20 protein-coding genes are annotated in these 20284 nt (G+C 53.6%); 12 read left to right on the forward strand and 8 right to left on the reverse strand.

Annotation, left to right across the window (positions count from 1 at the left end):
• Positions 1 to 49 precede the first annotated feature (49 nt).
• Positions 50 to 1789: an IlvD/Edd family dehydratase gene (locus QWJ10_RS18930; RefSeq protein ID WP_289928968.1), complete on the reverse strand. Its 1740-nt coding sequence runs from the start codon at positions 1787 to 1789 to the stop codon at positions 50 to 52.
• Between the two features lie 169 nt (positions 1790 to 1958).
• Here QWJ10_RS18930 and QWJ10_RS18935 point away from each other — a divergent pair, with 169 nt between their 5' ends.
• Positions 1959 to 3254, forward strand: coding sequence for an MFS transporter (locus tag QWJ10_RS18935; protein ID WP_010797784.1), 1296 nt, complete (start codon positions 1959 to 1961; stop codon positions 3252 to 3254).
• A 51-nt stretch (positions 3255 to 3305) separates the two neighbouring features.
• Here QWJ10_RS18935 and QWJ10_RS18940 read toward each other — a convergent pair whose 3' ends face one another.
• From QWJ10_RS18940 to QWJ10_RS18965, 6 genes are all read right to left on the reverse strand, one after another.
• Positions 3306 to 3926: a phosphoadenosine phosphosulfate reductase family protein gene (locus QWJ10_RS18940; RefSeq protein ID WP_010797785.1), complete on the reverse strand. Its 621-nt coding sequence runs from the start codon at positions 3924 to 3926 to the stop codon at positions 3306 to 3308.
• 23 nt (positions 3927 to 3949) lie between these two features.
• Entirely contained in the window at positions 3950 to 5353 is a 1404-nt protein-coding gene (pabB, locus tag QWJ10_RS18945; RefSeq protein ID WP_289928972.1) for an aminodeoxychorismate synthase component I, read from the reverse strand.
• Positions 5354 to 5357: 4 nt separating this feature from the next.
• The gene (locus QWJ10_RS18950) at positions 5358 to 6350 is read right to left on the reverse strand and encodes an alpha-L-glutamate ligase-like protein (protein ID WP_239380403.1); all 993 of its coding nucleotides are present in this window, start codon (positions 6348 to 6350) and stop codon (positions 5358 to 5360) included.
• 1 nt (position 6351) lies between these two features.
• On the reverse strand, positions 6352 to 7887 hold the full coding sequence (locus QWJ10_RS18955; RefSeq protein WP_074827389.1) for an inactive transglutaminase family protein: 1536 nt from the start codon (positions 7885 to 7887) through the stop codon (positions 6352 to 6354).
• 16 nt (positions 7888 to 7903) lie between these two features.
• Positions 7904 to 8425, reverse strand: a complete 522-nt coding sequence (locus QWJ10_RS18960; RefSeq protein ID WP_289928980.1) for an ATP-dependent zinc protease — start codon at positions 8423 to 8425, stop codon at positions 7904 to 7906.
• A gap of 119 nt (positions 8426 to 8544) precedes the next feature.
• A complete protein-coding gene (locus QWJ10_RS18965; RefSeq protein WP_010797790.1) occupies positions 8545 to 9363 on the reverse strand; it encodes a pyruvate, water dikinase regulatory protein in 819 nt (272 codons plus the stop codon).
• Positions 9364 to 9569: 206 nt separating this feature from the next.
• Here QWJ10_RS18965 and ppsA point away from each other — a divergent pair, with 206 nt between their 5' ends.
• The 9 genes from ppsA (at position 9570) to QWJ10_RS19010 (ending at position 17811) form a co-directional block, all read left to right on the forward strand.
• Positions 9570 to 11939, forward strand: a complete 2370-nt coding sequence (ppsA, locus tag QWJ10_RS18970) for a phosphoenolpyruvate synthase (protein WP_289928982.1) — start codon at positions 9570 to 9572, stop codon at positions 11937 to 11939.
• 128 nt (positions 11940 to 12067) lie between these two features.
• The gene (locus QWJ10_RS18975) at positions 12068 to 12964 is read left to right on the forward strand and encodes an alpha/beta fold hydrolase (protein WP_289928984.1); all 897 of its coding nucleotides are present in this window, start codon (positions 12068 to 12070) and stop codon (positions 12962 to 12964) included.
• 58 nt (positions 12965 to 13022) lie between these two features.
• Positions 13023 to 13322 (forward strand): Rieske (2Fe-2S) protein, encoded by a 300-nt coding sequence (locus tag QWJ10_RS18980; protein WP_150347696.1) that lies wholly within the window; start codon positions 13023 to 13025, stop codon positions 13320 to 13322.
• Between the two features lie 20 nt (positions 13323 to 13342).
• Positions 13343 to 13834 (forward strand): ribonuclease E activity regulator RraA, encoded by a 492-nt coding sequence (gene rraA / locus QWJ10_RS18985; RefSeq protein WP_289928990.1) that lies wholly within the window; start codon positions 13343 to 13345, stop codon positions 13832 to 13834.
• 20 nt (positions 13835 to 13854) lie between these two features.
• The gene (locus tag QWJ10_RS18990) at positions 13855 to 14856 is read left to right on the forward strand and encodes a zinc transporter ZntB (protein WP_125887833.1); all 1002 of its coding nucleotides are present in this window, start codon (positions 13855 to 13857) and stop codon (positions 14854 to 14856) included.
• Between the two features lie 55 nt (positions 14857 to 14911).
• Positions 14912 to 15160, forward strand: coding sequence for a hypothetical protein (locus QWJ10_RS18995; RefSeq protein ID WP_010797796.1), 249 nt, complete (start codon positions 14912 to 14914; stop codon positions 15158 to 15160).
• Positions 15161 to 15162: 2 nt separating this feature from the next.
• Positions 15163 to 15987, forward strand: coding sequence for a mechanosensitive ion channel domain-containing protein (locus QWJ10_RS19000; RefSeq protein ID WP_286788200.1), 825 nt, complete (start codon positions 15163 to 15165; stop codon positions 15985 to 15987).
• Positions 15988 to 16066: 79 nt separating this feature from the next.
• Positions 16067 to 16651, forward strand: a complete 585-nt coding sequence (sigX, locus tag QWJ10_RS19005) for an RNA polymerase sigma factor SigX (protein WP_019365377.1) — start codon at positions 16067 to 16069, stop codon at positions 16649 to 16651.
• A 104-nt stretch (positions 16652 to 16755) separates the two neighbouring features.
• Complete coding sequence (locus QWJ10_RS19010) at positions 16756 to 17811, forward strand: OmpA family protein (protein WP_019365378.1); 1056 nt, start codon at positions 16756 to 16758, stop codon at positions 17809 to 17811.
• 97 nt (positions 17812 to 17908) lie between these two features.
• On the opposite strand, the gene gltA is transcribed toward QWJ10_RS19010, so the two are convergent.
• Positions 17909 to 19192 carry a citrate synthase gene (gene gltA / locus QWJ10_RS19015; RefSeq protein ID WP_019365379.1) on the reverse strand — a complete coding sequence of 428 codons (1284 nt, stop codon included), beginning with the start codon at positions 19190 to 19192 and terminating at the stop codon, positions 17909 to 17911.
• Positions 19193 to 19532: 340 nt separating this feature from the next.
• Here gltA and sdhC point away from each other — a divergent pair, with 340 nt between their 5' ends.
• Together sdhC and sdhD are read left to right on the forward strand one after the other, a co-directional pair.
• On the forward strand, positions 19533 to 19919 hold the full coding sequence (gene sdhC, locus QWJ10_RS19020; RefSeq protein ID WP_010797801.1) for a succinate dehydrogenase, cytochrome b556 subunit: 387 nt from the start codon (positions 19533 to 19535) through the stop codon (positions 19917 to 19919).
• A complete protein-coding gene (gene sdhD, locus QWJ10_RS19025) occupies positions 19913 to 20281 on the forward strand; it encodes a succinate dehydrogenase, hydrophobic membrane anchor protein (protein ID WP_010797802.1) in 369 nt (122 codons plus the stop codon). The genes sdhC and sdhD overlap by 7 nt, the downstream gene beginning before the upstream one ends.
• Positions 20282 to 20284: the final 3 nt, after the last annotated feature.

Here is a 20284-nt window from a genome sequence, read left to right on the forward strand (position 1 = left end):
TCATAACATTCGCCCCTCGCCAATGCGGAAAGGGGCGTTGAGAACTCACTCAATGTGAATGTCTCGGCACCTCGGAGCCACGGCAGCCAACGAGGAAGTCGAAATCGCAGCCCTCATCGGCCTGCAGCACGTGATCCACGTACAGCTTGCGGTAACCGCCACCGAGCAGGTTGGCGTTCGGGTCCTGCCAGTCCGCCAGGCGGGCCTGCAGCTCTTCATCGCTGATATCCAGGTGCAGACGACCGTTCTCGCAGTCCAGCTCGATCATGTCACCGTCACGTACAACCGCCAGCGGACCACCTGCCGAAGCCTCCGGCGCTACGTGCAGCACCACCGTCCCGTAGGCCGTCCCACTCATGCGCGCATCGGAAATACGCACCATGTCGGTAATGCCCTTGGCCAGCAGCTTGGGCGGCAGACCCATGTTGCCCACCTCAGCCATGCCCGGATATCCCTTCGGTCCGCAGTTCTTGAGCACCATGACACAGGTCTCGTCGATATCCAGGTCCGGGTCGAGCACACGCTCCTTGTAATGCTCCAGGTTCTCGAACACCACAGCACGGCCCCGGTGCTGCATCAGCTCCGGTGTGGCAGCAGAGGGTTTGAGCACTGCTCCCTTGGGTGCTAGGTTGCCCCGTAACACGCAGATGCCGCCGTCCTTGCGGATGGGATTATCCAGCGTACGAATAACCTCATCCTTGCCATAGATAGGTGCCTCGGCACAGTTCTGCCAGATCGACTGGCCATTGGCAGTCAGGGCATCAGGGTGCGGCAGCAGGTTTGCCTCGCCCATCCGGCGAATCACTGCCGGCAGGCCACCGGAGTAGTAGAACTCTTCCATTAGGAAGCGACCGGACGGCTGCAGGTCGACGATGGTGGGCGTACCGCGACCGACCCGCGTCCAGTCGTCCAGCTCAAGGTCTACTCCCATACGTCCGGCGATGGCCTTGAGGTGAATCACGGCATTGGTCGAACCGCCGATGGCAGCGTTAACCCGGATGGCATTCTCGAAGGCCTGCTTGGTCAGGATCTTCGACAGGCGCAGGTCTTCATGCACCATGTCCACGATGCGCATGCCAGAGAGGTGCGCCAGTACATAGCGACGCGAATCCACGGCCGGAATCGCTGCGTTGTGCGGGAGCGAGGTGCCCAGCGCTTCCGCCATGCAGGCCATGGTGGAGGCAGTACCCATGGTGTTACAGGTACCGGCCGAACGGGACATGCCGGCTTCAGCAGAGAGGAACTCGTTCAGGTCGATCAGCCCACCCTTATAGGCCTCGTGCATCTGCCAGACGATGGTACCGGCACCGATGTCGCGACCGTGGTGCTTGCCGTTGAGCATCGGGCCACCGGTCACCACGATGGCAGGTACGTCGCAGCTGGCAGCGCCCATCAGTAGCGCAGGAGTGGTCTTGTCGCAGCCGGTCAGCAGCACCACGGCATCGACCGGGTTGCCGCGGATGGCTTCCTCCACGTCCATGCTGGCCAGGTTACGGGTCAGCATGGCGGTGGGGCGCAGGTTGGACTCGCCATTGGAGAAGACGGGAAACTCGACGGGAAAGCCGCCGGCTTCGTAGACGCCGCGCTTGACGTGCTCGGCAATCTTGCGGAAGTGGGCGTTGCAGGGGGTAAGTTCGGACCAGGTGTTGCAGATCCCGATGATGGGTTTGCCCTGGAACTCGTGGTCCGGGATGCCCTGGTTCTTCATCCAGCTGCGATACATGAAGCCGTTCTTGTCGGCATTGCCAAACCACTGGGCCGAGCGCAACTGGTTTTTTTTCTCAGACATGTTGTTAACTCTTATTTGTCATACTAAACGGAAGTATTGATCCGAATTTAGACTTAATAAGCTTTCATGTGAAGTGTTGTTGAATAAAAAGTATTACTTTATAGTCCATATCACCAGTGCGGCTGCTATGCTCAAGCCGTACATAACAAAAACAATCGGAGACTTGGCTATGAGCCCAGAAATGCGGCTGATCCGCCTCATCACACTCAAACTTATTCCCTTCCTTATCCTGCTGTACCTTGTAGCCTACGTGGACCGTTCCGCTGTCGGGTTTGCCAAGTTGCATATGGGGGCAGATATCGGCATCAGCGATGCGGCTTATGGGATGGGGGCAGGACTGTTCTTTATCGGATATTTCCTGTTCGAAGTGCCAAGCAATCTGTTCCTGACTCGCTTTGGAGCGCGCCGCTGGTTTGCACGGATCCTCATTACCTGGGGTGCCATTACGATTGGCATGGCCTTCATCCAGGGGCCAACCAGCTTCTATGTAATGCGGTTTCTACTTGGTATTGCGGAGGCGGGATTCTTTCCTGGGGTGCTGTACTACATCACGCAATGGTATCCCATACGTCACCGCGGCAAGATCCTGGGATTTTTCATCCTGTCGCAACCCATTGCCATGATGGTAACTGGTCCGCTCTCGGGCGCCTTGCTAGGCATGGAAGGCATAATGGGTCTGCATGGCTGGCAGTGGCTGTTCATTCTTATCGGTACGCCTGCAGTATTGCTCGCATGGCCAACCTTGCGTTTTCTGCCAGATGGTCCGGCAAAGGTGAAATGGCTATCGGCTGATGAGAAACGCTGGTTGGCAAACGAACTTGAAAAGGATTTGCAGGAATATGGCCAGACACGTCATGGCAATCCACTGCATGCACTCAAGGACAAGCGCGTCCTGCTACTGGCACTTTTCTATCTGCCGGTGACCTTGAGTATTTACGGCCTGGGCTTGTGGCTGCCGACGCTGATTCATCAGTTTGGCGGAAGTGACATCATGACCGGCTTTGTCTCGTCCGTTCCTTATCTCTTTGGCATTATTGGTCTTTTGCTTATTCCTCGCAGTTCAGATCGCCTGAATGATCGTTATGGTCATCTGGCGGTCCTGTATGCGCTAGGTGCCATAGGTTTCTTCTTCAGTGCTTACCTAAGTGCACCAGCACTGCAATTGGGGGCTTTGTGTCTGGCTGCCTTCAGCCTGTTTTCCTGCACTGCAATCTTCTGGGCGCTACCAGGTCGCTTTTTCTCGGGTGCCAGTGCCGCCGCTGCCATTGCGCTGATCAATTCGGTGGGGAATCTAGGAGGTTATATCGGGCCATTTGGTATTGGCGCACTTAAAACCTATACCGGGACATTATCGTCCGGTTTGTACTTCCTGGCAGGAGTACTTTGCATAGGTCTTTTGATGACATGGGTCGTGTATAACCAGCTGGAGCGGCGCCTTGCGCTCAAGACTGCCCCATCTTCCTGAGCGGCAGGCTGCATAAAAAAAGCCACTCTTGATGAGTGGCTTTCTGCTTTATCAGTGCTGGATATGCAAGCCGCACTCACGGTTTTCTTCGCCCTTGGTGGGGTCAAAGTAATCGAAGTTGTTTGGCAGATTGTGCTCCACCAGATATTGATACAGGTCTTTAGAGGTCCAGTTCAGCAGGGGGGCAACCTTGATCAGGCCATCCTGGTTGATGCTGACCGGCTGCATTTGGGCACGTACTGCAGTATCGCTTGCACGCAATGCGGTAAACCACACGCTGGGTGCCATTTCCCGCAGTGCGCGGGTAAACGGCTCAAGTTTGACTTCTTCGGTAAAGGCCTCATGGCGTGGATCGTCTAATCCAGGCACAGGACCTTCAATAGCTTCGCGATGGGCCCGCGAGCGCTTGGGTAGATAAGTGATCAAGTTGAGATTAAGTGCGCGGGCGACCTCATCGGCGAAGCGATAAGTCGCCTCGGTATTATAGCCATTGTCCATCCATACCACAGGGATGTCGGGCTTTACGCGCGTTACCATGTGAAGAATGACCGCTTCAAACGGACGAAAATTGGTCGTGCAGATAGCCGGCTTGCCAAGACCCAATGCCCAGGCAACAAGCTGCTCAGGCTGATTGGCGAATTCGGCATTGATGCGGTCCAGATCAAGTGACATGGCAAGGCTCCAACGCTAATAAGTCAAGACGAACATGGTAACAAAGCCCCGTCTGGGCTGCACGACGTAGCGGCATCCGTCAGGCTATGCATCTCAAGGGTGTTCAATAACACTCGTACCTTGGCAATAGATTCCTCATACTCGTCTTGCCATTCCGAGTCCCTGACGATTGCACCGCCGCCCCAGCAGCTGGCCATCCCATCCTTGATCAATACACTGCGAATAGCGATGGAACTGTCCATCTCGCCCCGCACGTCGATATAGAGCAGGGAGCCACAGTAGATGGAGCGGCGAGTCGGCTCCAGCTCATCGATGATTTCCATTGCCCGAATCTTGGGGGCTCCGGTGATTGAGCCGCCTGGAAAGCTTCCGGCCAGCAGATCGAATACATCGCAACCGGATGCAAGCTCACCCGTTACACTGCTCACCAAGTGATGCACGTTTGGATAGCTCTCCAATGTAAATAGCTCAGGGACTTTGACCGAGCCTATTTGGCAGCTGCGTCCCAGGTCATTACGCAAAAGATCAACGATCATTACATTTTCGGCACGATCTTTTGGACTGGCCAGCAGTTCATCCGCTAAGGCGGCGTCTCGTACGGGGTCCAGGCTGCGTGGTCGCGTCCCTTTAATGGGGCGTGTTTCCACCCGACCGTCATGCACCTGAATGAAACGTTCAGGTGAATGACTGAGGATGGCACCGCCCTGGATGGGCAGATAACCGGAAAAAGGCGTAGGGCAGGCGGCTCGCAAGGTGCGGTAGGCTTGCCAGTCCGATCCAGAGCAGGGCGCCTGAAAACGCTGTGTGAAGTTGATCTGATAACAGTCCCCGGCGTTTATATAAGCCTGGGTTCGCTCGATTTGTTCGCGATAGCGCTCTTTAGTCACATTCGCCTGGAATGGGGTTTTCAGGCAAAAAATTTGATCCTGGCTTGGAGTAACCGGGCTCGTGAAGAGATCAATCAGACGCGAGCGTTCAGCGGCATTCAGTACCGGATGAAATACTAGCTGGCTGGTCTGTCGCTCATGATCGCTAATCAATGCCCAGCCATACAGGCCCAGTCTGGCCTCAGGCAACATCAGATCATCTTGGGCCTGAGCTGGTAGACGCTCCAGCTGGCGACCAAAATCATAGCTCAGATAGCCCATCACGCCACCTGCAAAGGGCAGATCTACTTCGGTGGGAAGCTGCGCCGCTCCGAGCTTGCCGAGTGCTTGACGAAGCCGAGCGAAAAACGAATGCCCTGATTCCTCCGGTAAAGGGGCGAGCTGCTCCAGCGGCCAGGCACTAAGCAGGTCATATCGTCCACGTGTGGCCGTTGGTCTGCCAGAGTCCAGCAGAATAGCACCCTCCGCATTACGGATGCGCTCGAAGAAATCACCGGGATCTGCTTGGTAGTCAAGCGGATAAAGTGTGCAGGTGAGCATGTGTTCAGCGCGTTACGGTAGATGAGGAGACGTGACCGAATAACCGTTGAGAAAAGGCTACACGCTCTTCCGCTGTTTCAACGATACCCTGGGCCTGCATTTCGGCGAGACGAGCCTCTACTGCCTGAGCTCGCAAGGTAAGTCCGCTGTCATTGGCAATCTGAATATTCAGGCCAGGCCGTGCATTGAGTTCAAGAATCAGAGGTCCTTTATCTTTGTCGAGCACCATGTCAACACCAATGTAACCCAGCCCGGATAATTCATAACAGGAAGCCGCCAGGCGCATGAATCCGTCCCAGTCCGGCAGCTGTACGCCGTCTACAGGATGGGCGGTATCCGGGTGCTTTTCGATCTTGGCGTTAAGCCAGGTGCCACGTAGCGTAAGTCCGGTTGCCAGGTCCACTCCGACACCAATCGCACCCTGGTGCAGGTTAGCCTTGCCTCCGGATTGACGTGTAGGCAGGCGTAACATGGCCATTACGGGGTAGCCCATCAAGACGATAATTCGAATGTCCGGAACACCTTCATAGCTGATATTGCGAAACAGCTCATCAGGGATGACCCGGTACTCGATGAGTACTCGATCTCTATGGCCACCGAGTGAATAGAGACCCGAGAGGATGCTGGAGATGTGATATTCCATGTCCGAACGGCTAACCATCTTGCCGGAGACTGTTTTCAATCGCCCCTCAAAGCGGTCGGCAATGACCAGAATGCCATCGCCACCAGCCCCCTGTGCGGGTTTAACGACGAAATCCTGATGGTTCTCAATAATCGTATCGATCTTCCCGATGTCGTGCTCTGTCGAGATGATCCCGTATAAATCCGGCACATGGATGCCTGCCTCGATTGCTCGCTGCTTGGTCAGGATTTTGTCATCCACGACCGGGTACAGGCTGCGCTTGTTGTACTTGAGTACATAATCGGCATTACGCCGGTTGATACCCATGATCCCTCGAGCCGAAAGGGCCTTCCATGTTTTGATCAAACCGAACATGTCAGTCTTCCTTCAGCAGGGCCTTGAAGCGAACCAGTTCCGTCAGGCGATAACCGCGATAACGACCCATTGCCAGCATGAAGCCCACCAGAATCAACAGGACGGCCGGGAACGTAAATACGAAATACACCAGCGGTGGGATTTTCATCAGAAGATAAGCCAGCGAGCCGGCGAACAACGTGCCGATGGCGACCTTGAGAGCATGGTTGGCGCCACGCTCCTCCCAGGTTATCGAGAGTCGCTCAATGGTCATGGTCAGAATAACCATTGGGAAGAGCGCAACCGAAAGGCCGTTTTCAAATCCCAATTTGTGACTGAACAGGCTGATGGCGGCAATCATGAGTACGACGAACGTCAGTACAACCGACAGTCGAGGCAGCATCTGCAAGCGGAGGTGTTCCAGGTAGGAACGCAGGGAAAGGCCCAGTGCAGTGATCACGGTGAACAGACCGATGCCCCACTGCAGGCCGGTTTCCCGGAAAGCCAGTGCAATCAGAACCGGTGTAAAGGTTCCCAATGTCTGCAGGCCTATAAGATTTCGCAGTATGAGAATCACGAGCACGCCAAGCGGGATCATGATCATCGTCTGGTAGGTCTGCTGGGTCTGGAGGGGTAGGCCGTACAGGGAATAATCCATGAAGGCCGTCTCCACACTCGAATTGGTGAGCTGAGCCAGGCGAATGGCATTCATCTGGCTGCTGTCCAGCGTGAACGTCACATTCGCTTTACGACCGCCATCGAGGTTCAGCAGTTGACCGTCACCGCTCCACCAGATCATGCGATCGGACGGTAGACCGCGCTCGCCTGTTTCAGGATTGAAATAGATCCAGTCCTTGCCGTTATAGCTACGCAGCCATAGTTCCGGATTTTGCTGAATGTGGGCGACAAGGCGCAGGGTGTGAACCTTTTCCAGGGGTACACGTGCCAGCGACACCAGCAGATCGACGGTCTGTGCACGCTTAGTGATACTGGTGTCACCATTGAGTAACAGCTTTACGTTGTCGTCATTGACGTTATTGACGCGCCTGATGGCTTCGCTGATGAATGTTTCCACATCCGCTGAGTGCTGGCGGATAGGCGCGATCAAGGCTTCAGCGGCCAGGCGCTCAGGACCTTCCGGCAGAACAATAGGGTCTCGAGTAACCGGGCCTTTTTCTTCTCGTGGCTTGTCACTTCCAAAACGCTTGGTCATAACCAGACGGTAATACAGGGTCTGGTCGCCTTTGGCGCGTCGTGCAGACCAGGTCAGCTGTCGGTTACCCTCTATACGGCTGACGTTAACGCCGTAGTTATTGGAGACAAAGCTCTCGTTAAGGCTGACGTAGCCTTGCGTCAAGGGGGGAACGAACAGTTGTACTTTGACGGGCACGTGGGGTGTGGCAGTAAACGTAACCTTGGCATCGATGCTCCATAACTCATCCGTTTCATCCTGAGTGATCGGAATGCCCAGCCCAAAGATCTGGTAGGCGGTAATGGATACGCCAAGTAGAACCAGAACGGTGATAAGAATCTTCAGATGCAAATTAATGGAGCGCATGCAGGTTACTCGACTTTCAAATAGGGCATGCCGGAGTACCGGCCAGATAAGAGCGGGAGACGTCAACCAAGGCGTCATAGCGCCTGAGTGCCTTGCTGCCAATCAGCAAGGGAAAGTCAAAGTGGCTACGGTTCGTAAGATTGACCTCAATCGTATGCCTCTCATTTCCCATGCAGATAACCATTGGAATAACGGGACGACTGGTATGCATCTTGGGTTCGGCCCCTGGTGTGTGGTCTGCATGCCGCCGCTTGATATGGCTTACACGAAGCAGAGGGCGCTCCAGCGTAATGTCATGGGCCTGATCAATAGCCAGAGAAAAGCGCACCCAGCGCTCCCCGCTACGGGTAAATAGATGGATGCGGTGTGCACTCAAGGAGGCGGTTTCTGCACCCGTATCAAGCTTTGCTTTAAGGTGTAAATTCAGCTCCGGCAGATACACATTTTCATGCAGGCCATACGTTCGCTTCTCGCTTGAAAAGCACAGGGTGCTCCATAGCAGGGGCACGCTAAACAGTAGATAAATTAAAGATTTCATCAAGCTAGTACAGGCCAGGCATGTGCCAGCGGAGGATGGCTTCCGGCACAGTGCGTCAGTCAAAAGGGCGCATTCTAGCATGGGCCCCTTTCTAAACCAGTGAAGCCTGCCGCGACGTATCACTTCAGGCGGCGCTCAACACCTTTCTCTACCAGAATCTTGGCGGCGATCTCTTCAACGGAAAAGTGGGTTGAATTGATAGAGGGAAGATTTTCACGTCGGAACAGGCTTTCTACTTCCCGGACCTCAAACTCGCACTGGGCAAAACTGGCATATCGGCTATTGGGCCGGCGCTCGTGCCGAATCGCCGATAGGCGGTCAGGGTCGATTGTCAGACCAAACAGTTTGTTCTTTTGTGCCTTGAGCGAGGCAGGCAGTTGCAAGCGCTCCATGTCCTCCTCGGTTAAAGGATAGTTCGCTGCTCGAATTCCAAATTGGAGCGCCATATAAAGGCAGGTGGGCGTTTTGCCGCACCGGGAGACACCGACCAAAATCAAATCAGCCTTGTCGTAGTGTTGCGTACGCGCGCCGTCGTCGTTTTCCAGAGCAAAATTCACGGCCTCGATACGTTGCATATAATTGGCGTTATGCATCATGGAGTGTGATTTACCGACCGAATATGACGATTCAGCACACAACTCCTGCTCAAGCGGGGATAAAAAAGTGGAAAAGATGTCAATCATGAACCCATTCGACTGGTCGAGAATCGCGCGTATTTCCCGATTGACGATGGTGTCGAAAATAATGGGGCGCGCACCGTCTGACACGGCGGCGTTGTTGATTTGCTGTACCATGGCCCGGGCTTTTTCCACGGTGTCGATATAGGGCCGGGTCAGTTTTGTAAAGCTGATGTTCTCGAATTGAGCGAGTAAGCTTTGGCCGAGGGTTTCGGCAGTAATGCCGGTACCGTCGGAAATAAAGAAGGCGGTTCGTTTCATCAGGGTGAAACTCCCGAGACAGTGGTTTTTGATTTTATCGTAAGGTGCTTCGTAAAGGCTGCTGGAAGACTGGCACTTTTTTAAAAGTACTTGGCGCCTGTAGCCAGTCGATAAAACGAATTTTACTGATTCTGGAATAAAGACCCAGTGTGAACGTGCCAGTTGCGTACGAGCTTTCCCACAAATACAAATATGGAGAGATCACCTTGGACGAGTACGTAGTTTCCCTGGATAAACTCGGGGTGCACGATGTTGAGCAAGTGGGCGGCAAAAACGCATCCCTTGGCGAAATGATCAGCAACCTGGCGGGCGCAGGTGTTTCGGTTCCTGGCGGTTTTGCTACTACTGCACAGGCCTATCGGGACTTCCTTGAGCAAAGCGGGCTTAATGACCGTATCCATGCCGCTCTGGACGCGTTAGATGTCGACGATGTTACCGCGTTGGCTAAAACAGGCGCCGAAATCCGGCAGTGGATCATGGACGCCGAATTTCCGGCTCGTCTGGATACTGAGATCAGAACGGCCTTCGCACAGCTGTCGGCAGGAAATGACAATCTGGCGGTTGCCGTGCGGTCTTCCGCTACGGCAGAAGACCTGCCGGATGCCTCCTTTGCCGGTCAGCAGGAAACGTTCCTGAATATACGCGGTGTAGACAACGTCATCCGAGCGGCCAAAGAGGTCTTTGCATCGCTGTTCAACGACCGGGCCATTGCTTACCGCGTACACCAGGGCTTCGATCACAAGCTCGTCGCGCTATCGGCTGGGGTGCAGCGCATGGTTCGCTCCGAAACAGGGGCGGCAGGCGTGATGTTTACACTGGACACCGAGTCGGGTTTCCGGGATGTGGTCTTTATCACAGGTGCTTATGGCCTGGGTGAAACCGTTGTCCAGGGTGCCGTCAACCCTGATGAGTTCTATGTACACAAGTCCACACTAGAGGCGGGGCGGCCCGCAATCCTTCGCCGTAATCTGGGTAGCAAGGCTATCAAGATGATCTATGGCGAGGAAGCCAAGGCGGGGCGCTCTGTCAAAACCGTCGATGTTGAGGTTGCCGAGCGTGCACGCTTCAGCATTACCGATGATGAGGTCACCGAGCTTGCCAAGCAGGCACTCATCATTGAAAAGCATTATGGTCGCCCGATGGATATCGAGTGGGCCAAGGATGGAGATGATGGCAAGCTCTATATCGTTCAGGCGCGTCCCGAGACCGTCAAGAGCCGTGCCAGTGCAACAGTAATGGAGCGCTACCTGCTCAAGGAAAAGGGGCAGGTCATTGTTGAAGGGCGTGCGATCGGCCAGCGTATCGGTGCAGGCCCGGTCAAGGTCATCCGTGATGTTTCCGAAATGGATCGCGTCATGCCGGGCGATGTGCTGGTTTCCGATATGACCGATCCCGACTGGGAGCCAGTCATGAAGCGCGCCAGCGCTATCGTCACCAACCGCGGCGGCCGGACGTGTCACGCAGCAATCATCGCTCGTGAGCTGGGTATTCCGGCTGTAGTGGGGTGTGGCAATGCAACCGAGCGCCTTAGTGATGGGCAGGTCGTAACCGTCTCATGCGCAGAGGGTGACGCGGGCCTGATCTACGAAGGTGAATTGAGCTTCGATGTCCGTCAAAGCTCGGTAGATGCTATGCCTGATTTGCCATTCAAAATCATGATGAACGTAGGAAATCCAGATCGAGCATTCGACTTCGCCCAATTGCCCAATGCAGGCGTTGGACTGGCGCGCCTTGAGTTCATCATCAATCGCATGATCGGCGTGCATCCCAAGGCGCTACTCAATTACGACAGTCTGCCGCTGGATATCAAGGAAAACGTCGACAAGCGTACGGCTGGCTATAGCGATCCGGTAGGCTTTTACGTCGAAAAGCTGGTCGAGGGCGTTAGCACGCTGGCTGCAGCGTTCTGGCCCAAAAAGGTCATTGTCCGCCTGTCCGACTTCAAATCCAACGAGTACGCCAACCTCATTGGTGGCAAACTTTACGAGCCTGAAGAAGAAAACCCGATGCTCGGGTTCCGTGGTGCTTCTCGCTATATCAGCGAGTCTTTCCGCGACTGCTTCGAGCTTGAATGCCGTGCCATGAAAAAAGTGCGTAACGAAATGGGTCTGACCAATGTCGAGCTTATGGTTCCTTTCGTTCGTACTCTTGAAGAGGCCTCCCAGGTAGTTGATCTGTTGGGGACCTACGGGCTCAAGCGTGGCGAAAATGGCCTGCGCGTGATCATGATGTGCGAGCTGCCTTCCAATGCGCTTCTGGCTGAAGAGTTCCTTGAGTATTTCGATGGTTTCTCCATCGGCTCTAATGACATGACTCAATTGACGCTGGGCCTGGATCGTGATTCTGGCATCATTGCTCATCTTTTCGATGAGCGTAATCCAGCCGTCAAGAAGCTCCTGGCTCAGGCCATCGCGGCTTGTAACAAGGCCGGTAAATACATTGGTATTTGCGGTCAGGGCCCGTCCGATCATCCTGACCTGGCCAAGTGGCTGATGGATCAGGGAATCGAAAGCGTATCACTCAATCCGGATTCCGTGCTTGATACATGGTTCTTCTTGGCCGAGGGACAGGCTTAAAATAGCGCGTCATTCACAGGCGGGGGGTAACCCCGCCTTTTTATGTAACGGTAATTATGCAAAGCAGTAGCCAGCTTTTCCCTGTTGCGCTCGTGCGCGCCGAGTTATACGGGGACTTAACCGAAGATGTGTACCTTCTCAAGCCCAACAATAGCTCAGACCTTAGTGTTGAACTGTCTCTGACACGCCTTGGGCGGCTGAACCGGCAAGCGCCCTACAGACCTCCCGTTATCCTCGTTCATGGTGCCTTTGGTAATCGTTTTACGTGGTATTCCGCGAGCGGTACTGGGCTGGGTGTCGAACTTGTCGATGCCGGATTCGACGTCTGGATTGCCGAGATGCGCGGTCATGGCTGCTCACCACGCAACCTGGAGTATGTGAGCAATCAATTATCTGACTATGCAAGCTACGACCTTCCAGCAATTGCAGCCTTTGTAGAGGAGCAATCGGGGTTGCCGGGTCACTGGATAGGGCACGGGCAGGGCGGGCTTGCGGTTATTTTGGGCGTGCTCAACGAATGGCTGACCGAGCGCTCAGTCAAGTCGCTGGGCTTGTTGGGCGTTGCCACGTCCGACCGTCTGTGGGGGCTGCTATCGTGGCGGGAAAAAATGCGCTCGACTATTTCCGGCCATGGAGTAGGCGTTGGTCCTGAGGATGAGCCAAAGGTGCTGCTAAAGGCACTTCAGGATGAGCGTGCACTGGGCAGTAGTCGCTCCGAGCGGGACCGGCTGCTAACGCGATTGTCTTCGCTCTCAATACCTGTACTGGGACTGGCAGCTGCCAATGACCCACTGGTGAGCGCTGAGGCGTGCCGAATACTGTTTGACCGTTTCGGAGGGCAGCATAAGGATTTCATCTCTCTAGGTCAGCTTCTTTCCCGCGAAAACGGTATGAATCATTCCTCGCCTTTCATGGCGCGGGAAGCACATCGGCACTTTAGCGGGCTAATTTCAGAATGGCTGACCAGTATCGAAAAAGCTTCACAAAAGCAGGATGTTGCACCTAGTATCGAACTGACTGAATAGTAGCCTTGGATTCACTCAGGAGCCCAATGCGCAGCGGGCGATATCGTTAGGAGAGCCCATGTTCGTGCCGCTTGAAAGGTTATTGAATCTTGAGGAAGGATATCGTCAGCGCTTCCTGATCAAGGGGTTGCCAGTCGTACTGATGGTCATCGAGGGCAAACATATCCTTTTTGAAGACAGGTGTCCCCATCAGGGCGCTTCACTGTTTCAGGGCGCCTTAACCTCGGACTCGATACGATGTCCCAGGCATGGCTTTGAGTTCGATGTGCACACAGGCAAGGCAGTCAACGCCAACTGTCCTGAGCTGAAATTGCTCAATCCTGCCTATGAGCGGGATCGTATCGGTATCGACCTTTAACGTCTCGAGAGAGGCTTCCTATGCGCTATGTCACACCTGATCTCTGTGATGCCTATCCCGACCTGATACAAGTGGTAGAGCCATTGTTTAGTAATTTTGGTGGCTGCGACTCGTTTGGTGGGCAAATTGTCACCATCAAATGTTTTGAAGATAATTCGTATGTAAAGGAGCGGGTCGAGGAAGACGGATCGGGAAAGGTCATGGTCGTGGATGGCGGTGGGTCCATGCGCTGTGCGCTTCTGGGCGATATGCTGGCTGAAAAAGCAGCAGCCAATGGATGGGCTGGTATCGTGATTTACGGATGCGTCCGGGATGTGGATGTACTGGCTGAGACCAACCTGGGTATCCAGGCACTGGCTTCGCATCCCAGAAAATCCGAAAAGCGTGGAGTAGGGCAGTGCGATATACCCCTTGTGTTTGGCGGAGTCACTTTTGAAGTTGGCCATTATCTATATGCTGATAACAACGGTATTATCGTCTCCTCGCAGCGGCTTGAGATGCCAGGCGAATGAAAGAGTAACGAGAATCTGGAATGCAGGATTACGAAAGCGGTAACGAACGCGGCCTCGTATATGGCTATGTATTGAATGGACGAGGTGGTGCCCGCCGGATTCAGCGCAACGAGCTCGATATTCTTGACCTGCAGCCCGACGAAACCCTGTGGTTGCATTGGGACCGAAGTGTACCTGAGGCCCAGCAGTGGCTTCGTCAGTCCAGCGGACTCAATGAGTTTGCCTGTGATCTTCTTCTGGAAGAGGCCACCCGTCCTCGTATCGTTCCCTTGATCGGCGAGAGCCTTCTCCTGTTTCTACGCGGCGTGAACCTGAACCCCAACGCTGTTCCCGAGGATATGGTATCGCTGCGTGTTTATGTGGATGCCCAGCGCGTTATTTCTCTTCGCTTGCGTCCCCTCAAGGCGGCAGCTGAAATCCAAGAGGATCTCGAGGAGGGAATAGGGGCTGAAAACACGAGGTCGCTTATCCTTCAACTGGCTACTTACATGACAAGCCGGGTCGATACGCTGGTCGTTGAGCTTGCTGAACAGCTCGATGAAATGGAGGAACGGGTAGAAGAAGATGAAACAAACCTGCCCGAGCACAGCCTGATCCTGGGTCTGCGCAAGCGCGTCGCTAGCCTCAAGCGTTATCTGGCTCCTCAGCGCGACATTTACTTCGATCTGTCGCGCCAGAAACCAGCCTGGCTGGTAGCCGGAGGAGAGGCCGAGTACTGGAGTGAGCTTCATAATAGCCTGACGCGGAATCTGGAGGAGCTTGAGCTTATGCGAGAGCGAGTCAGCTTCTTGCAGGAGGTCGAGCAGCGCAGTGTGGCTGAGCGGACCAATCGGACCATGTATCTGCTTGCCATCATTACCGGATTCTTCCTGCCCATGAGCTTTGTGACGGGTCTGCTTGGTATGAATGTGGGCGGCATTCCCGGGTCGACATTCTCGATGGGCTTTGTTGTGGCATGCGGTGCCATCCTGCTTATTGCTGTCTTTCAGTGGTGGCTCTTCAGGCGGTTGCGGTGGTTGTAAGTGTGACTTGCTGTTTTGGACGACCGTCTAGCATGAAAGTGGCGAGGGGTGCGCTATGCCAGATCCTTTCGAAGAATCATTAAAAGATATGCTCAAGTCGGGAGCCGAGGCTCCGACGGATTACGACAGACTGGATCGCGTCCTGAAGACTGCCAATCGGCAGGTGGGTGCAGGTGATCTGTTCGGGCTGATGGGGCGTTGGGGATCCGCCGTCCTCATGGCTATCAATAATGGCTCGGGGCACGTCAAGCCTGTACGTGGCTCTTCTCGTAGCTCCCGTTCTTCTAACAAACAAGCCGAGTAATCATGGAATTTGATATCTGGACGCAAAGCCTCCTGTCCGCGATGACAACCCTATGGAGCAAGGTGGCAGGCTTCATTCCCAATCTTCTGGGTGCTTTGCTGGTTGTTATTCTCGGATTCTTTTTTGCGAAGCTGCTTGATCATCTTCTTTCCAAGCTCTTGGCCAAGCTAGGCCTGGACAGATTGATGACCGGGACTGGTCTTACCAAGATGTTGGCCCGGGTTGGGATCAAGATTCCTGTCAGTACATTGATCGGTCGCATCGTCTACTGGTTCATTCTGCTGGTTTTTCTGGTATCGGCTGCAGAGTCGCTTGGCCTGCAGCGCGTTTCGTCTACGCTTGATGTCATGGCCTTGTACTTGCCCAAAGTGTTTGGCGCTGCTCTGGTTCTAGTCATAGGCGTGCTGCTGGCGCAGCTGGTCAATGGAATCGTGCATGGCGCGGCTGAAGGTGTTGGGCTGGATTATTCCGCAGGCCTTGGGCGCGTTGCCCAGGCGCTGGTCATTATCATCAGCATTTCTGTAGCCATCGGGCAGCTTGAAATAAAGACTGAGCTACTCAATACCGTTATTGCAATCGTGTTGGCATCACTTGGTCTGGCAGCCGCATTGGCGTTGGGGTTGGGCAGTCGCGACCTGGTCGCTCAGATCCTGGCTGGAATCTATGTGCGAGAAATTTTCGAGGTCGGGCAATTCGTACAAATTGATGAGGTTGAAGGCGTTATCGAAGAGATCGGTACGGTGAAAACGTTGCTGCTTACCGCGGACGATGAATTGATATCGGTTTCAAACAAGCGCCTTCTTGATCAGCGTGTAAAGGCTCGCTAACAAGTGAAAAAGTTGCCGACAGCGAGCTGTGAGACGGATATCATGCCGCCCACTGAACGGCAGTCCGGCACCGTCCGCTTTGAACGAAACCTTGTCTACAGCCTATGACCCCCGCCAGCTCACTGATGAGGAGCTGGTGCAGCGCGCACATACCGAGTTGTTCCATGTGACGCGTGCCTACGAAGAACTGATGCGGCGGTATCAACGTACGCTGTTCAATGTATGCGCACGCTATCTGGGGAACGACCGAGATGCAGATGATGTCTGTCAGGAGGTCATGCTGAAGGTGCTGTATGGACTTAAGAACTTTGAGGGCAAGTCAAAGTTTAAGACCTGGCTCTATAGCATTACGTACAACGAGTGCATTACCCAATACCGGAAGGAGCGTCGTAAGCGTCGTCTGGTAGATGCTTTGAGTCTGGAGCCGATCGAAGAAGCTTCGGATGAAAAGGCGCCAAAGTTGGAAGAGCGGGGTGGTCTGGATCGCTGGCTAGCCCATGTGAATCAGATTGATCGAGAAATTCTGGTGTTACGCTTTGTGGCGGAGCTCGAGTTCCAGGAAATTGCAGACATCATGCACATGGGGCTCAGTGCGACCAAGATGCGTTATAAGCGGGCACTGGATAAGCTGCGTGACAAGTTCGCAGCAGAAGTTGAGGGCTAGGTAACACCATAGTCCACTGTTTTTTATGAACTTCTGAATAACTTGTTGTCAAAGCCTCCGGAGATTGCCGGAACACTAATATCATTAAGATGGGGATACATAGGATGAAATTGAAGAGCACCTTAGGCGTCGTCATTGGCTCCCTGGTCGCCGCTTCTTCTCTGAGCGCCATGGCTCAGGGTCAAGGCGCAGTAGAGGGCGAGCTGTTTGGCAAGCGCTACTTCACCGACAGCCAGCGTGACATGAGCAATGCCAACCTGTATGGCGGTTCGGTGGGTTACTTCCTGACTGACGACGTCGAGCTGGCGCTGTCCTATGGTGAGTACCACGACGTACGTGGCGAACACGATGAAGGTCACAAGAAGATTCACGGTAGCCTGGCTGCCCTTGATGCCTACTACCATTGGGGTACTCCTGGTGTAGGTCTGCGTCCTTACGTTTCTGGTGGTTTCGCTCACCAGTCCCTGACTGATGCGCATGCTGACCATCACGGCCGCAACCACACTACGTTCGCAAACGTAGGTGCGGGCCTGAAGTACTACTTCACCGAGAACCTGTACGCTCGCGGTGGCCTGGAAGGCAACTACAACATCGATGATGACCAGAGTGAATGGTCTGCTGTCGTAGGTGTGGGCGTGAACTTCGGTGGTTCCTCCCGTCGTCAGGAAGCTGCACCAGCACCGGAGCCGGTTGCTGATGTGTGCACCGATTCTGACAACGATGGCGTTTGCGATAACGTCGATCAGTGCCCGAACACTCCGGCTAACGTAACTGTTGATGCCAACGGTTGCCCGGCTGTTGCGGAAGTTGTTCGCGTTGAGCTGGACGTGAAGTTCGACTTTGACAAGGCTGTTGTGAAGCCGGAAAGCTATGGCGACATCAAGAACCTGGCTGACTTCATGCAGCAGTATCCACAGACTTCTACTACTGTAGAAGGTCACACTGACTCTGTTGGTACTGATGCTTACAACCAGCGTCTGTCTGAGCGTCGCGCAAACGCAGTTCGTAACGTTCTGGTTAACCAGTATGGTGTTTCTGGCAATCGTGTGAATGCTGTAGGTTACGGTGAGAGCCGTCCTGTAGCTGACAACTCCACTGAAGCTGGCCGTGCCGTTAACCGTCGCGTAGAAGCTGAAGTTGAAGCTCAAGCTAAGCAGTAATTAGTTACTGTCTAGTAAAAAGCCCGCATCGTAAGATGTGGGCTTTTTAATTTATGCTTGCTAAAGCAATAAAAAAGCCCCTTTCGGGGCTTTTTTATTAACGACTATTAATCGGATTAATATCGCGCTTGGTTGGGCCAGTATAGAGTTGGCGAGGACGACCAATCTTATAGGGTCCGGAAAGCATTTCTTGCCAGTGAGAAATCCAACCTACTGTTCTGGCCAGGGCGAAGATCACAGTAAACATACTGGTGGGTATGCCGATTGCTTTTAGGATAATGCCTGAATAGAAGTCGACGTTGGGGTAAAGATTTCTTTCAATGAAGTAAGGATCTTTGCGCGCAAGTTCTTCCAATTGCATGGCAAGTTCAAGCTGAGGATCATTAATGCCAAGTTCAGCAAGAACTTCATCGCATGTCTGTTTCATAACTTTGGCGCGAGGGTCAAAGTTCTTGTAAACACGATGGCCAAAGCCCATTAGCTTGAATGGATCGTTCTTATCCTTGGCCTTGGCGACAAACTTATCAATATTGCTGACATCGCCAATCTCATCCAGCATTCGCAATACTGCTTCGTTTGCTCCGCCGTGAGCGGGGCCCCAAAGCGCTGCAATGCCGGCTGCGATACAGGCGAATGGGTTTGCACCCGAGGAGCCTGCCAGCCGAACTGTCGAGGTGGAGGCGTTTTGCTCGTGGTCGGCATGCAAAATAAAGATTTTGTCCATTGCCTTTGCGAGAACCGGGCTGATCGGCTTAATTTCGCAAGGTGTATTGAACATCATGTGAAGGAAATTTTCTGCGTATCCCAGGCGATTATCGGGATACATCATTGGCTGGCCCATGGAGTACTTGTAAACCATGGCGGCCAGGGTTGGCATCTTGGCAATCAGGCGCATGGCCGAAATTTCACGATGATGCGGGTCCTGGATATCCAGGGAGTCATGATAGAAGGCGGAAAGTGCACCCACTACGCCACACATGATGGCCATTGGGTGAGCGTCACGACGAAAGCCATTGAAGAACGTCTTGAGTTGCTCATGAACCATAGTGTGGTTCTTGATGATGCTTACAAAGTTCTGCTTTTGTTCTTCGTTAGGCAATTCACCTTTTAGTAAAAGGTAACAAGTCTCAAGGTAATCGGACTTTTCTGCCAGTTGTTCGATGGGATAGCCGCGGTGCAAGAGGATCCCATTATCACCATCGATGTAGGTGATTTTCGATTCACAGGAGGCCGTCGACATAAAGCCTGGATCGAACGTGAAAACGCCAGCATTCGTAAGATTACGAACATCGACCACATCAGGTCCGAGGGTTCCAGACATTACGGGCAGCTGTACCGGGTCTGCGCCCTCAATGATTAGCTGCGCTTTCTTGTCAGCCATTAAGGCCTCCTTATTTATGCTTGAAATCATTTATACAACCCCCACGCAGGGCCAGGGCCACTATAGAGGCAATCATTTGAAAGTCAATTTACGAACATATTGCGCCAATTATTACTTAGGTTTCAAACGTGCTCATAACTTACACTATTGAGCACCGTTTAGGGCAGCGACATTAGTCTATTTGTATGGAATTGGTGCGTTGTCATGAGCAGCCTAACTGTCTATACTTCATGGCCGACCGCCTCAGGCTGTGTGCCTCTCCAGCGCGGTTGTCAATCCAGTAATGGATGTCTATTAAAGCAATTCCCAATAACTAGCCCGGCAACTTTGGGCTCTCAGTGTGAAAGAAGCCGTGAATAGTAAACGACCTGTAAATCTAGACCTCAGGACCATAAAACTCCCTATCACAGCTTACACCTCGATCCTTCACCGAATTTCCGGCGTTATCCTCTTCATCGGCCTTGCTGCGCTGCTTTATGGGCTCGACCTGTCGCTGAGTTCTGAGGATGGATTTGCTCGTGTGAAAGCGTTCTTGGCGTATCCGTTGGTCAAGCTCGTGATCTGGGCCGTGTTGTCCGCATTGCTGTACCACCTAGTAGCAGGCGTGCGCCATTTGATTATGGACATGGGTGCCGGTGAAACATTGCAAGGCGGCAAGTTGGGCTCTCAGATCGTGTTGATTGTATCTGCGGTGCTGATCGTTCTGGTGGGGGTCTGGATATGGTAACTAGCGTCACTAACTTCTCGCGCTCAGGTCTCTATGACTGGATGGCTCAGCGCGTATCCGCAGTAATTCTTGCGATTTATACGCTTTTCTTACTTGGATATGTCGTGCTTCACCCCGATATGTCGTTTGAGCAATGGCATGGGCTGTATAGCAACGGCTGGATGCGAATCTTCAGCTTGCTCGCCTTAGTTTCGGTTGGGGTTCATGCCTGGGTAGGCATGTGGACCATCTCTACCGATTATCTGACCCCTATGGCCTTGGGTAAGGGCGCCACGACGGTGCGTTTCCTGTTCCAGGCTGTGTGTGGTGTTGCCATGTTCGCCTTCTTTGTGTGGGGCGTACAGATTCTTTGGGGTGTGTGAGTC

This window comes from Pseudomonas sp. WAC2 (assembly GCF_030403525.1).
Classification (GTDB): Bacteria; Pseudomonadota; Gammaproteobacteria; order Pseudomonadales; family Pseudomonadaceae; genus Chryseomonas; species Chryseomonas luteola.